The organism is Bradyrhizobium erythrophlei (assembly GCF_900129425.1).
GTDB lineage: Bacteria > Pseudomonadota > Alphaproteobacteria > Rhizobiales > Xanthobacteraceae > Bradyrhizobium > Bradyrhizobium erythrophlei_C.
On sequence record NZ_LT670817.1, the window covers coordinates 1,093,746 to 1,105,989 of the forward strand.

At 62.3% G+C, this 12,244-nt stretch carries 11 protein-coding genes; 8 read left to right on the forward strand and 3 right to left on the reverse strand.

What is annotated here, in order from left to right; translation table 11 throughout:
* Positions 1-33 precede the first annotated feature (33 nt).
* Entirely contained in the window at positions 34-999 is a 966-nt protein-coding gene (locus tag B5527_RS05230; RefSeq protein WP_079600340.1) for a TAXI family TRAP transporter solute-binding subunit, read from the forward strand.
* Positions 1,000-1,063: 64 nt separating this feature from the next.
* On the opposite strand, the gene B5527_RS05235 is transcribed toward B5527_RS05230, so the two are convergent.
* Positions 1,064-2,230 (reverse strand): ABC transporter substrate-binding protein, encoded by a 1,167-nt coding sequence (locus B5527_RS05235; protein ID WP_079607084.1) that lies wholly within the window; start codon positions 2,228-2,230, stop codon positions 1,064-1,066.
* A 159-nt stretch (positions 2,231-2,389) separates the two neighbouring features.
* Positions 2,390-3,274 (reverse strand): helix-turn-helix transcriptional regulator, encoded by an 885-nt coding sequence (locus tag B5527_RS05240; protein ID WP_079607085.1) that lies wholly within the window; start codon positions 3,272-3,274, stop codon positions 2,390-2,392.
* A gap of 86 nt (positions 3,275-3,360) precedes the next feature.
* Between B5527_RS05240 and B5527_RS05245 the strand changes: the two genes are divergently transcribed.
* The 6 genes from B5527_RS05245 to B5527_RS05265 all read left to right on the forward strand — a co-directional run bounded on the left by B5527_RS05245 (position 3,361) and on the right by B5527_RS05265 (position 9,394).
* Complete coding sequence (locus B5527_RS05245) at positions 3,361-4,053, forward strand: ABC transporter permease (RefSeq protein ID WP_079600341.1); 693 nt, start codon at positions 3,361-3,363, stop codon at positions 4,051-4,053.
* Between the two features lie 2 nt (positions 4,054-4,055).
* Complete coding sequence (locus tag B5527_RS05250) at positions 4,056-4,778, forward strand: energy-coupling factor ABC transporter ATP-binding protein (RefSeq protein ID WP_079607086.1); 723 nt, start codon at positions 4,056-4,058, stop codon at positions 4,776-4,778.
* A 44-nt stretch (positions 4,779-4,822) separates the two neighbouring features.
* Positions 4,823-5,629 carry a substrate-binding domain-containing protein gene (locus tag B5527_RS05255; protein WP_154072835.1) on the forward strand — a complete coding sequence of 269 codons (807 nt, stop codon included), beginning with the start codon at positions 4,823-4,825 and terminating at the stop codon, positions 5,627-5,629.
* Positions 5,630-6,028: 399 nt separating this feature from the next.
* Positions 6,029-6,208, forward strand: coding sequence for a hypothetical protein (locus tag B5527_RS43465; protein WP_154072027.1), 180 nt, complete (start codon positions 6,029-6,031; stop codon positions 6,206-6,208).
* Positions 6,209-6,338: 130 nt separating this feature from the next.
* Positions 6,339-7,538 carry a serine hydrolase domain-containing protein gene (locus B5527_RS05260; RefSeq protein WP_079600345.1) on the forward strand — a complete coding sequence of 400 codons (1,200 nt, stop codon included), beginning with the start codon at positions 6,339-6,341 and terminating at the stop codon, positions 7,536-7,538.
* A 170-nt stretch (positions 7,539-7,708) separates the two neighbouring features.
* Complete coding sequence (locus B5527_RS05265) at positions 7,709-9,394, forward strand: flavin-containing monooxygenase (RefSeq protein ID WP_079600347.1); 1,686 nt, start codon at positions 7,709-7,711, stop codon at positions 9,392-9,394.
* A 127-nt stretch (positions 9,395-9,521) separates the two neighbouring features.
* Here B5527_RS05265 and B5527_RS45685 read toward each other — a convergent pair whose 3' ends face one another.
* Positions 9,522-10,676 (reverse strand): peptidase M15, encoded by a 1,155-nt coding sequence (locus tag B5527_RS45685; RefSeq protein ID WP_079600349.1) that lies wholly within the window; start codon positions 10,674-10,676, stop codon positions 9,522-9,524.
* A gap of 319 nt (positions 10,677-10,995) precedes the next feature.
* Between B5527_RS45685 and B5527_RS05275 the strand changes: the two genes are divergently transcribed.
* Entirely contained in the window at positions 10,996-12,183 is a 1,188-nt protein-coding gene (locus B5527_RS05275) for a L,D-transpeptidase (RefSeq protein WP_079600350.1), read from the forward strand.
* Positions 12,184-12,244 lie beyond the last annotated feature (61 nt).

Here is a 12,244-nt window from a genome sequence, read left to right on the forward strand (position 1 = left end):
CTGGTCCGCACGTCAGTTGCTTGAGGGCAGTCAATGAATATCGCTCGGGTCGTTTGCGCCGGCGTCCTGTTGCTGGCGGGCAGCGCTGCGGCGCAACAGGGAGGCGAGGCCATTCAAAAGACCACGATTAAGCTGGGCACGGCGACGCCGGGCGGCGGTTTCCCGCTCTACGGCAACAACTTTGCCGAAATCATGAATGCGGCCGATCCGACGCTTCTGATCGAGCCGCGCAACACCAAGGGCAGCAACGAGAATATTCCGCTGCTGGAGAAGGGCGAGCTCGATATCGGCCTGGTCGCGGGCGAGCCTTCTTACGAAGCCTTCATGGGGATCGGGCGGCCTCGCACCAACGTCAAGATCCTGACCGCGATCTATTCGAACCCGGGCATGTTCGTGGTGCGCGCGGACAGCCCGTACAAGACCATTCGCGATCTCGTCGGCAAGCCGATCGCGTTCGGTGCGAAGGGATCCGGTCTTCCGATCCTGTCACGCTACATGCTGGATGGGCTCGGACTAAAGCAGGACGAGGATTTCAAGGCGATCTATCTCGACCATGCCGGTGACGGCCCGGCGATGGTGCTCGATGGGCGCGTAGCCGCGCTGTGGGGCGCCGGCATCGGCTGGCCCGGATTTGGGGCCGTGGCGGCAAGCCCCGGCGGCGCCCGGTTTATCGCGCCCGACGCCGACGAGATCGCGTACATCAGGGCCAAACATGCGTTTCTCAAGCCGCTGACCGTGCCGGCCGGCAGCTATCCCGGCCAGAACAGTCCGATCAATTCGGTCGGCTCATGGAGTTTTGTACTGGCGCGCGCGAGTTTGCCCGACGACGTCGCTTACCGGCTGGCGCGCACGCTGCATGGCGCCGAAACCGCGCTGTGTGCCAAACTCGCGCAGGCCTGCGAGACCACCGCCGCGAACACGGTCGCCGCGGCGCCGAGCCTCGATCTGATCCATCCCGGCGTGCTCAGGTATCTGCGGGAGATTGGGGTGGTGAAGTAAAGAGGCGAATAGCGAGTAGCGAGTAGAAAATGATTCGCTATTCGCCACTCGCCATTCGCTCACTTCACTTCTTCACCATCGGACACGCCGGATCGGGCGGGCCGAACGCGTCCTCGCCCGGAATCTTCGCGAGGACCTTGTAATAGTCCCACGGATATTTGGACTCTTCCGGCTTCTTGACCTCGACCAGCATGAGGTCGTGAACCATCAGATTGTCCTCGCGCAGTCTGCCGTTGCGGGCAAAGAAATCCTCGATCGGCTTCTCGCGCATCTTCGCCGCCACCTTGAGCGGCTCGTCGGTGCCGCTGTCCTTGACGGCGTTGAGGTAGTGCACGACCGAGGAATAGACGCCGGCCTGCCACATCGTCGGCATCCGGTTCATCTTGGCGAAGTAACGCTTCGACCATTCGCGGGTCTTGTCGTCCATGTCCCAGTAGAACGAGGTCGTCAGCATCAGGCCCTGCGCGGCCGGAAGACCGAGCGAATGAATATCGGTGATCAGCGCCAGCAGCGCGGCCATCTGCTGGCCACCCTTCAAGACGCCGAATTCGCCGGCGGTCTTGATCTCGTTGATGTTGTTGGGCGGGCCACCGGCGATGCCGATGATCTTGGCCTTGGAGGCCTGGGCCTGCAGGATGAACGACGACAAATCGGGGGTGGCGAACGGCGGCCGCACCGCGCCGATCACCTTGCCGCCGTTCTTGAGGATCACGGCGGAGGCGTCTTTTTCCAGCGAGTGGCCGAACGCATAGTCGTCGGTGATGAAGAACCAGCTGTCGCCGCCGCGCTTGACCACCTCCTGTGCGGTGCCGACCGCGAGCGCGCGGGTGTCGAACACCCACTGGATCGCATAGGGCGAACAGAACTTGCCGTGGAAATCGGCTGCCCCGGTCGAATGCGCGATGAACATCTTCTTCTTTTCGTTGGCGATGTTCTGCACCGCGAGCCCGACCGCCGATACCGGCACGTCGACGATCAGGTCGACCTGTTCGGTGTCGTACCAGCGCCGCGCGATGCCGGCGCCGATATCGGGCTTGTCCTGATGGTCGCCGACGATCACGCTGATCGGCTTGCCCAGCACCTTGCCGCCGAAATCGTCCACCGCCATTTGCGCGGCGGTCACCGAGCCCTGGCCGGTGGGCGTCGACGCCGGCCCGTTCATGTCGGTGAGAACGCCGATCTTGACCATGTCGTCGGAGATTTGGGCCAGGGCGGCCGGCGACGACAGCATCGCGGCCGCGAACGCCCCGAGCACGGATATGGTTCTGGCTGAAATCACAGATGTCCTCCCATTGCGATCAGGCGCATTGGCCGTATTGCTTGGCCGGGAGCTTAGCTCAGCCGGCCGCTGTTCTTGCAATTATCTAGAGCCGCCGTCAAACCAAGCCGATCAAGCCGCGAACCGGATTTGGCCGGCGGGCGCCGGATCGTAACCGCTGAGCTCGGCGGCGCGCTGCTTCAGTCGTTTCTGCCCCAGAAAGCCGACCAGCGCCTGAATCGACGGCTTGAAATAGCTGCGCTGCCGCATCAGCAGATCGAAGTTCTCCGACAGCAGCGGTACAAAATCGAGCCCCGCCGACTTGGCCGCGGCACGGGTGGCGATGCCGCAGTCGGCGTTGCCGGCGCGGATCGTGGCTGCCAGATCGGGACCGGTGAGGCAGGGCGGATCGAGCCGGCGCAGTTCCTTATGACCGGCGCCGGCGCGCGCCAGCAACACTTCGAGCAGCATCTGCGCCCCGGCGCCGGGCTGCCTGACCGCCATCTGTGCGCCGGACGCAAGAACGTCGGCCATGCTGTGCAGTTGTTTCGGATTGCCGGGGGGCAGCAGAAGGCCCTGTTCGCGCCGCGCCAGTCCGACCAGCACGGCGTCATGCAGTCCCGGTGTGGCACGTACGGCCGAGACATTGGCGTCGGAGGCCGAATCGGCCTCGCTGTGGAAATGGACGGCCGCAGCGATCACCTCGCCCTGTCGCAGGCGCTCGACGCCGCGCGCGGTGCCTTCGGTCAGCGACGCGAGACCGGAGCCGGATTCGCGCAAGGCCCATTCCAGCAGATCGTCCTGGCTGCCGCCGACGATGGGCGGAGGGTCCGCAGCAACCATGCCGGCCGGCCGCACCAGCCCTGAAAGTATCCAGAGATCCAGCTCGTGACGTGGAAACAGCCACTTGCCGGCCACCTTGCTGCAGGGGATCGCGCCTGATGTCACCAGTTCATAGAGCTTGCGCTCGCCAAGCCGCACATAATCAGCAGCCTCGCTGGTGGTCAAAAACTCCATCTGCATTTGTATGCATATTTTTATGCTTGTATTCAATCAATTGACAGTTGTGTAATTCTTGCCGCACCAAGCGGGCGGAGGCGGAGATGTCGAGCCAACTCAGCGCCTGGCAACTGATCATCACTGGCGATGCCGCGCTGTTTGCGATCGTGGGGCTTTCGCTAGCGGTCAGCCTTTCCGCGGTCGCGCTGGCCGCCATCGCAGGCATGCCGCTCGGTGCGCTGCTGGCGCTGACCCGGTTTCCCGGGCGGTCGGTTTTGGTGGTGCTGCTCAATGCCTTGATGGGATTGCCGCCGGTGGTGGTTGGACTGGCGGTTTATCTTTTGCTGTCGCGGTCCGGGCCGCTCGGGGAACTCGGCATTCTGTTCACGCCATCGGCGATGGTGATCGCCCAGACCATCCTGATCGTCCCGATCATCGCGGCGCTGACGCGACAGACCGTCGAAGACCTCTGGGCCGAGTATCGCGACGAACTGACCGCGATGGATGTCGGTCCGGCCAGCCGGATGATGACGCTGCTGTGGGATGCGCGCTACAGCCTGGTCACGGCGCTGCTGGCGGGCTTTGGTCGCGCCGCGGCCGAGGTCGGCGCGGTCATGATCGTCGGCGGCAATATCGACGGCTTTACCCGCACCATGACCACGGCGATCTCGCTGGAGACCTCCAAGGGCAATCTGCCGCTGGCGATGGGACTGGGGCTCATTCTTGTCGCGATCGTGCTTGCGATCAACGCCGCCGCATGGGGCACCCGGGTCTGGTCCGAGCGGCACGCGGGCTGACGATGCGCGCACCCATCAGCGATCTTCCTTTGGTTCTCGATCAGGTCTCGTTGCAGGCGGGCGCCACCACGATTCTCAACCGTCTGAGCCTGACGATAACGCCCGGCGCGCCGACGCTGATCGTCGGGCCGAACGGCGCCGGGAAGACCAACCTGCTGCGGGTGTGCATGGGGCTCGCGGCGCCATCGAGCGGGCGCGTGACCTGGGGCGGCCGGGCCGACCGCGCACCGCTGCGCCGCGCGATCCTGTTTCAGCGTCCGGTGATGTTGCGCAGGACCGCCGCCGCCAACGTCGCATACGCGCTGGCGCAGGCCGGTATTCCGCGCAACCGGCGCGCGCAGCGTATCGCCGGATTGCTTGAGAGCGTTGGCCTTGCCGATCTGGCGCAGCGGCCGGCGCGACGGCTTTCGGGCGGCGAACAGCAGCGGCTGGCGCTGGCGCGCGCTCTGGCACGCGATCCGGAAATCCTGCTGCTCGACGAGCCCACCGCCAATCTCGATCCCGCGGCGACCCGCAGCGTCGAAGAGATCGTGCTGGCGGCGGCGCAGTCCGGCATCAAGATCGTGATGGCCTCGCACGATCTCGGCCAGCTCCGCCGGCTCGCGGGAGATGTGATTTTTCTGGTCCGCGGCGCGCTGTGCGAGCAGGGCGCCGCGGCGGATTTTCTCGACCACCCAGCGACACCGGAAGCCGCCGCCTTTGTGCGCGGCGATCTCGTGATTTGAATCGACAGGAGAGCACCATGCCGAACCGTTTGTTGTCCGTGGTAATGGCGCTTTGCCTCGGCGCCATCGCCGGTTACGCGCCTGCGATGGCGCAGGACCGATCGATCGTGGTGGCGTCGACGACATCGACGCAGGATTCCGGGCTGTTCGGCTATCTGTTGCCGATCTTCAAGGCCAAAACCGGCATCGACGTGAAGGTGATCGCGCAAGGCACCGGCCAGGCGCTCGACACCGCGCGGCGGGGCGACGCCGACGTCGTGTTCGTCCACGCCAAGGCGCAGGAAGAAAAATTCCTCGCCGAGGGTTTTGGCGTCAAGCGTTTCGACGTGATGTACAACGATTTTGTCCTTCTCGGACCGAAGGGCGATCCGGCCGGCATCAAGGGCAAGGACATCGAGACTGCCCTGCAGACGATAAAAGCCAAGGCGGCACCATTCGTCTCGCGCGGCGACCGGTCGGGCACGCATTCGGCGGAACTCGCGCTATGGAAACAGGCCGGCATCGATATATCGGCCAGCAAAGGTCCCTGGTATCGCGAGATCGGGCAGGGCATGGGAGCGGCGCTCAACACCGCGGGCGCGATGAACGCCTACGTCCTGTCCGACCGCGGTACCTGGATATCGTTCAAGAACCGCCGCGATCTCGACATCATCGTCGAGGGCGACAAGCGGCTGTTCAATCAATACGGCGTCATGCTGGTGAACCCGGAAAAATTTCCGTCCGTCAAGAAAGAACTCGGCCAGACCTTCGTCGACTGGCTGATCTGCGGGGAAGGCCAGGCTGTGATCGCCGGCTACAAGATCGACGGCCAGCAGCTGTTCTTTCCAAATGCGGAAAAGAAGGCGAGTTGAGCGAGGCTTGAGATCCAGCCCGGACGCTAAACTTGAGGCGCGTACCTAAATCAAGTTGAGTGGTACGGCTTCGATGTCCGATATGCCCCGACAGCGACCCATATTTGCAGCGCAGCGTAATGTAGCGATGTGCCGGAAGCGGATATCGCCGTCCAACCCGATCATGGGTGGATGCAGCGATGAGCAACCAACGGTCTAAGCCGACGAGAATGCGCCCTGTGGTAAGGGCCACGATACGATTTGGAGGATGGATCAAGTGTCAGAATTGCTGACATGCCTCAGCAAAGGCGTTCTCGGCGCTTTCGAATGCCGATTGGGAAAATGCATAGCCGGCCTCAAAAAATCGGTCTAGTCTGGCCGACGCTCGGTCGAAATTCGATACTGACCTGGAGCTAAATCATGATGAAAACGTTATTCGCAACCGCTGCTACGACCGCGGTAGAATTTGCGATCGCGCAAGCGGCGTTGAGACCACCCGGCGACATCAAGACCGGCATCATGAACTTGGAAACGTCGTGCAAACCGGAAGCGGAGAACCTTTTTCAACCACGAGATGCTGTTCCAGCACACTCCCGCTGAATACCTCGGCTTCGCCGACTGGAGCCCACTTCAATACGTTACCACGTTTGACATCGTTGCATGCGGACTGCCAGCGGCCTGTCGAGAAGAAACAGGATGGAACTTGTCCAACTTCAATGGAGAAACGGCGATGAGTAACAACTTGAGAAGCACATGCGACGGAATTTTGCAGAAGGTCGCAACCGTTAAGGACCGTGTTCCGGGCGTGGTGGCGATGATCACGGACCGCTCGGCCAACATCTACGAAGGCGTTGCCGGCGAGCGTATGCTTGGCGCCGGTCAGGCAATGACGACCGACACCGTCTTCGCCATCTTCTCGACGACAAAGGCAATCACCGGAACGGCGGTCCTGCAATGCGTCGAGGACGGCAAGCTCGACCTGGATGCGCCGGCCAAAACCTACGTCCCCGACATCGGCAAGCTCGAGGTGCTCGACGGGTTCGACGCCGACGGCAAGCCGAAGCTGCGGGCGCCGAAGCGCGACATCACTACCCGCATGTTGATGCTGCACACCGCCGGCCTCGGCTACGACTTCTTCAACGCCAATTACCTGCGCATGGCGCAGGAACACGGCCAGCCAAGCGTGATCACTTGCTCGAAGGCATCACTGCAGACGCCGCTCCTGTTCGACCCCGGCGACAAATGGGAATATGGCAGTAACATCGACTGGTGCGGCCAGATCGTCGAGAGCATCCGCGGCCAGCGCCTCGGCGAGGTGATGGCGGAGCGGATCTTTGCGCCGCTCGGCATGGAGGACATCACCTTTTCGCTGACCCCCTCGATGCGCGCCCGCCTCGCCGTCATCCACCAGCGCGAAAGCGATGGCTCGCTGACCCCGCTTCCCGATCTGCAATTACCTCCTGATCCGGAAGTGCACATGGGCGGCCACGGACTCTACGCCTCGATCGGCGAATACATGAAGTTCATCCGCATGTGGCTGAACGACGGTGCCGGGCTGGGCGGCCGCGTGCTCAAGAAAGAGACAGTCGAGGCCGCTGTCCGCAACGGCTTGCGAGCGGACCAGGCGGTCACGATGCTGCCCGGTGTCATTGCGACCCTTTCGAACGATGCCGAGTTCTTCCCCGGCCTGAAGAAATCCTGGAGCTACACCTTCATGGTCAACGACGAGGATGCGCCGACGGGCCGGCCCGCCGGAGCGATCGGCTGGGCCGGGCTCGCCAATACGTTCTTCTGGATCGACCGAAAGAACGGGTTCGGCGGGTATTGGGCGACCCAGATCCTGCCGTTTGGCGACCCGACTTCGTTCGGCGGCTACGTGGATTTCGAGACGGCCGCCTATGCGACCGGTGAGGCACGCGCGGCAGCGTAGTGCTGGCGAGCGATGCGGTGATGCGCTTTGCGATGCTAACGGCAGAGATCGACTTCTCTGCCGTTTGCGCCGGCTGACTGGCGCTGGCGCAGCCGCGCCCGGCGCAAAACCGGATTGGCAAGACAATTGAACCGAAGATGCACGGAGAATTTCACAACGGGAGGAATGTCATGACGAATGTGCAAGTTCAGTCGCAAGGCTCTGGCGGGAAACCCGACTTCGACGCGGTCATCATCGGCGCCGGCTTCTCGGGCATGTACATGCTGCATTCGCTGCGCGACAAGCTCGAATTGAACGTCACCGTGTTCGAGGCCGGCGATGGCGTCGGCGGCACCTGGTACTGGAATCGCTATCCCGGCGCGCGCTGCGACTCCGACAGCTACATCTACTGTTACACCTTCGACAAGAACCTGCTGCAGGAATGGAGCTGGTCCGAGCGCTATCCGGAGCAGGACGAAATTCTGCGCTACCTCGAGCATTGCGCCGAGCGCTTCGACCTCAAGCCCGACATCCAGTTCGGCAAGCGCGTTGTCGAGGCCGTCTTCGACGACGAGAGCGAGCTCTGGACGGTGCGCACCGACAAAGGCGACGTCGTCACAGCGCGCTACGTCATCAGCGCGGTCGGCGCCCTGTCGACCGCCAACATGCCGCCGATCAAGGGGCTGAGTTCGTTTGCGGGCAAGCTTTACCACACCAGCCAATGGCCGCACGACGGCGTTGACTTCACCGCCAAGCGTGTCGGCGTCATCGGCACAGGCGCCACGGCGGTGCAGGCGATCCCGGAGATCGCGCAACAGGCCAAGCACCTCACGGTGTTCCAGCGCACGCCCAACTTCTGCGTACCTGCGCGCAACGGGCGTGTCGATCCCGAGTTGACCAGGGCGCGCAAGGCCGATTACGACGGAGTCCGCAAGCGCATCAAGGACTCGTTCTTCGGCTTCGATCTGAACTTCATACCGAAGGCGGTGCTCGAGACGACGCCCGAGGAACGCGAGCAGGAGTTCGACAAGATGTGGGACGCCGGCGGCTTCTCCTTCTGGCTCGCCAACTACCAGGACATGTTTTTCTCCAAGGAGGCAAACGATGTCATTGCCGACTACCTCAAGCGCAAGATCCGCTCCATCGTCAACGACCCCGTGACCGCCGAGAAGCTGATCCCCAAGACTTACCCCTATGGCACCAAGCGCCAGCCACTGGACACCAACTACTTTGAGACCTTCAACAAGAAGAACGTGGAGCTCGTGGATGCGACCGCCGACGGCCCGATCGAGGAGATCACGCCGAACGGCATTCGCGCCGGCGGCAGGGAGTACCCGCTCGACATTATCGTCGTCGCCACCGGCTTCGACGCGCTGACCGGCCCGCTGAAGAAGCTTGGCATCAGGGGGCGCGGAGGCCGGGCGCTGGCGCAGGAGTGGGAGGACGGCCCGCAGACCTATCTCGGCCTGGCTATCGCCGGGTACCCGAACCTGTTTACGATCACCGGCCCGCAGAGCCCCTCGGTGCTGTCGAATATGCCGGTATCGATCGAACAGCACGTCGAGTGGATCACCGAATGCATCGCCCACATGCGAAGAAACAAGCTTGCAACGATCGAGGCGAGCCCGCAGGCGCAGGACGCGTGGGGCGCCCATGTCGCCGAGGTCGTGAACGCGACGCTGATGCCGGTTGCCAATTCCTGGTACATGGGAGCCAACATCGCCGGCAAGGCGCGCCGCTTCCTGCCCTACCTCGGCCCGGAAGGGGTCGGCGGATACCGCCGGAAGTGCGCCGAGGTCGCCGAGAAGGGCTACGAGGGCTTCGTGTTCGCAAGCCGAGGTCAAGGCGGGACCGTGCACACAATTGCGGCCGAATAAACCTGGCGAGCCGTGACCGGGAGCCGCGTCCAATGTCGCTGCTCCCGGCATGGCAGTCGCCGAAAAAGCTCGGGCACACGTCGAGGACTTTGCGGGAAGCTCCTTGCGCGCCCTGCTGCGACTCAATCTAACTGCGTTGAAGCGCAACCATCTTGTGTTTCTTCGATTTCGCCACGCTGTGATCGTGCCGCGCAGCCAGCCGGTTGCGCTTCTTCATATGCGATTCCGCATGTTGAACTTTTGTCCCGCGCTGGTGAGCGGCATATTCTTTGCCGTCGATCGGTGCCAGATGCGGCGGATCTCTGTCGAGATACGGTCGCCCGATTCCAAACTCCGTTCCGTGCGCATCGATCCATTTCCACAAGCTTTCAGTGGAGACCCATCGCCGTGCCCGTGTCGCGCCATTGACGCTCACGACATCGGCCGCAAGGCCGTGGCCATAGCCGCCGCGGAAGCTCCCGCCATGGTATGACCTGTCAGTCGCCGCCTTCAGGCCGCTTGCGATCGATTGACGGTAGTCATCGCGGAACGCGCTGGTTATGCCAGGCGACAGCCCCGCCTGCTCCGCCGCGTGAAGCGTATGGAAGAGCTTCAGCTTGAAGCTCCGATCCATGCCTCCGATCACGTAGTCCATCATCGGCATGCCGGCTTTTTCCGCCGCCTTCGAATCCTTCCACGTGAAGTCCTCATCGACGAGCCTGGTAAAGCTTTTGGTGACAGTCACCTTTTTGCGCCTCTTCTTGACCGTCACTCTCCTCCGCTCCTCCACCTTGATGGTGTCCTCCTTGGGCGTCCGTTGGTAGATCGCCCACAGGTATCGGTCGATGCAGATCTCCGCTACCAGGCACTCGTCGAGAATTTCGACAGAGTCCAGAGTATCCTTGACGTCGTTTGGCACCGCGTCAGATGGGTTCGCTGTCGCCGCCTGCACGGGCGGTGGATCGGCCGGCAGCATCTGCGACGGATCGGGCAACGCGGCCTCGACGATCGATTCAGGCTCATATGAGGCCGCCATCTTGCCGGTAGCCATTCCCGTCACCGATTCGGCGGCCGTTGCCACATCGGTGTTGGCGACAGCGGCGCTGCCCACTGCGGTTGCCTGTGGTGGACCCGCGAGCTCGGCGTTGGCGGTGAGAGATTTTGCGCGGTCCTCGATTGGCACTGCACCGGTGTTCTCGATGCCGGCCGAACCGAAGCCAGCAAGCCAGGCGACGATCCACCCCGCGAGACCGAGCGTTCCGCACAACGCCAGCGCCACTGTCGCAGATCGCCGCGGGTTCATGATCCCGTCGCCTCCAAAAGCTCCACCTGAGCCATGCTGCACAGCCAGGCACGCGACAGCCTGATTTTTCGGATCAAGATATGTCCGCGGAATGGCGCAAACTTCAGGTCATCAATTTTTCCAAAGAGTGTTGCCCGAATGCAACGTGGCGCCGGCAAGCAATTGTTGTGGCCGATTGTCTTCTTCCAGCAAATGACCTCGCAATTGTGAATACGGTCCCATTTTCGACCAACTGCGACCAGATTTGAAGCAGAGGTTGTAGTCGGCAACGCCGCGTTTTTTGATTCGACCTCGCATGCAACTCTGCATGAGGTGCTGAATGAGGAAGCAAACTTTATTAATAACTTTCGCCGCTTTTATGCTTTCTGCAGGGATCGCACACGCTCAGTTTCTGTCGTGGCCCCAAGACAGGTCTTCGTGGGGCGATCACGCTCCATTCGAGCAGAAGCACGAACACAGGCACACAAAATCTGAATTGCCGAAGAACGCGCGGCCCGAGGACCGTCCGAAGGGCCCGCTCCAGATCATCATCTCGATCGCAGACCAACGGGTCTCGCTTTTTGACAACGGGGCTCTGATCGCACGCTCTTCGGTGTCCACGGGAGTTCAGGGGCATCCTACGCCCCTCGGTGTGTTCAGCGTGATCAGCAAACAACGATGGCACCGTTCAAATATTTATAGCGCTGCCCCCATGCCCTACATGCAGCGCATCACCTGGTCAGGGATAGCATTGCATGCCGGTGTCGTGCCTGGGCATCCGGCGTCACACGGCTGCATCCGTTTGAAAAATGACTTTGCCGTTCGACTCTGGCATCTCACGAAGCGCGGCACGCGCGTGATCATTGCACGCGACGAGGTCCAGCCGGTCGAGATAACCAATCCGCACCTTTTTGAGCCGAAAGCCGTGTCCGGTTCGCCGGAGTTTCAGACCGCCACCGTCGCGGGCAAGAGCATTGGTACAGCCGCGAGTACAGCCGCGGCAACGAATGGATCAGCAGTGTCCAACGCGGAGACTCCGGAAACCACTAGTCTCCCGGTTCCAGGCTCGGCTCCTGCTGGAGGCGCACCTAAAAAGATGGTTCCGATCTCCGTCTTCGTGAGTCGTAAGTTGAGCAAGCTCTTCGTGCGCCAGGGCTTCACGCCGTTGTTCGATGTCCCGGTCGAGATCGAAAATCCGGAGGAGCCGCTGGGAACGCACGTGTTTACCGCAATGGAATTCCAGAACGGGGCTGCGGCCATTCGCTGGACTGTCGTGTCGATCCCGGAGGAATTTCCTCGCATGTCCAGGGCTGCCACGAAAGAGCGCGCAGCGCCCGCGAAGCGAACCGCTCTATCGGTACCGTCGCCCGATAAAGCCAACGCTGCCCTCGACCGCATCGAAATACCCCAGGATACGGTTGAGAGGATCTCGGAACTACTGACGCCGGCCTCTTCATTGATTATTTCCGACAACGCACTTAGCAACGAGACTGGAAACGACACGGATTTCATCGTGGTAACGCATTGATGCGTCGCCGCATCTCACCAACACGCGATGCCGCTACGCAAGTCCGCGCTTTTCTTTCACG

Coding starts and splice junctions, on each gene's coding strand:
- B5527_RS05235 (WP_079607084.1), bottom strand. CDS start 2,230: ATGCTGTCGTCGCCGGCCGCCCTGGCCCAAATCTCCGACGACATGGTC.
- B5527_RS05230 (WP_079600340.1), top strand. CDS start 34: ATGAATATCGCTCGGGTCGTTTGCGCCGGCGTCCTGTTGCTGGCGGGC.
- B5527_RS05240 (WP_079607085.1), bottom strand. CDS start 3,274: ATGGAGTTTTTGACCACCAGCGAGGCTGCTGATTATGTGCGGCTTGGC.
- B5527_RS45685 (WP_079600349.1), bottom strand. CDS start 10,676: ATGAACCCGCGGCGATCTGCGACAGTGGCGCTGGCGTTGTGCGGAACG.
- B5527_RS43465 (WP_154072027.1), top strand. CDS start 6,029: ATGATGAAAACGTTATTCGCAACCGCTGCTACGACCGCGGTAGAATTT.
- B5527_RS05250 (WP_079607086.1), top strand. CDS start 4,056: ATGCGCGCACCCATCAGCGATCTTCCTTTGGTTCTCGATCAGGTCTCG.
- B5527_RS05255 (WP_154072835.1), top strand. CDS start 4,823: ATGGCGCTTTGCCTCGGCGCCATCGCCGGTTACGCGCCTGCGATGGCG.
- B5527_RS05260 (WP_079600345.1), top strand. CDS start 6,339: ATGAGTAACAACTTGAGAAGCACATGCGACGGAATTTTGCAGAAGGTC.
- B5527_RS05265 (WP_079600347.1), top strand. CDS start 7,709: ATGACGAATGTGCAAGTTCAGTCGCAAGGCTCTGGCGGGAAACCCGAC.
- B5527_RS05275 (WP_079600350.1), top strand. CDS start 10,996: ATGAGGAAGCAAACTTTATTAATAACTTTCGCCGCTTTTATGCTTTCT.
- B5527_RS05245 (WP_079600341.1), top strand. CDS start 3,361: ATGTCGAGCCAACTCAGCGCCTGGCAACTGATCATCACTGGCGATGCC.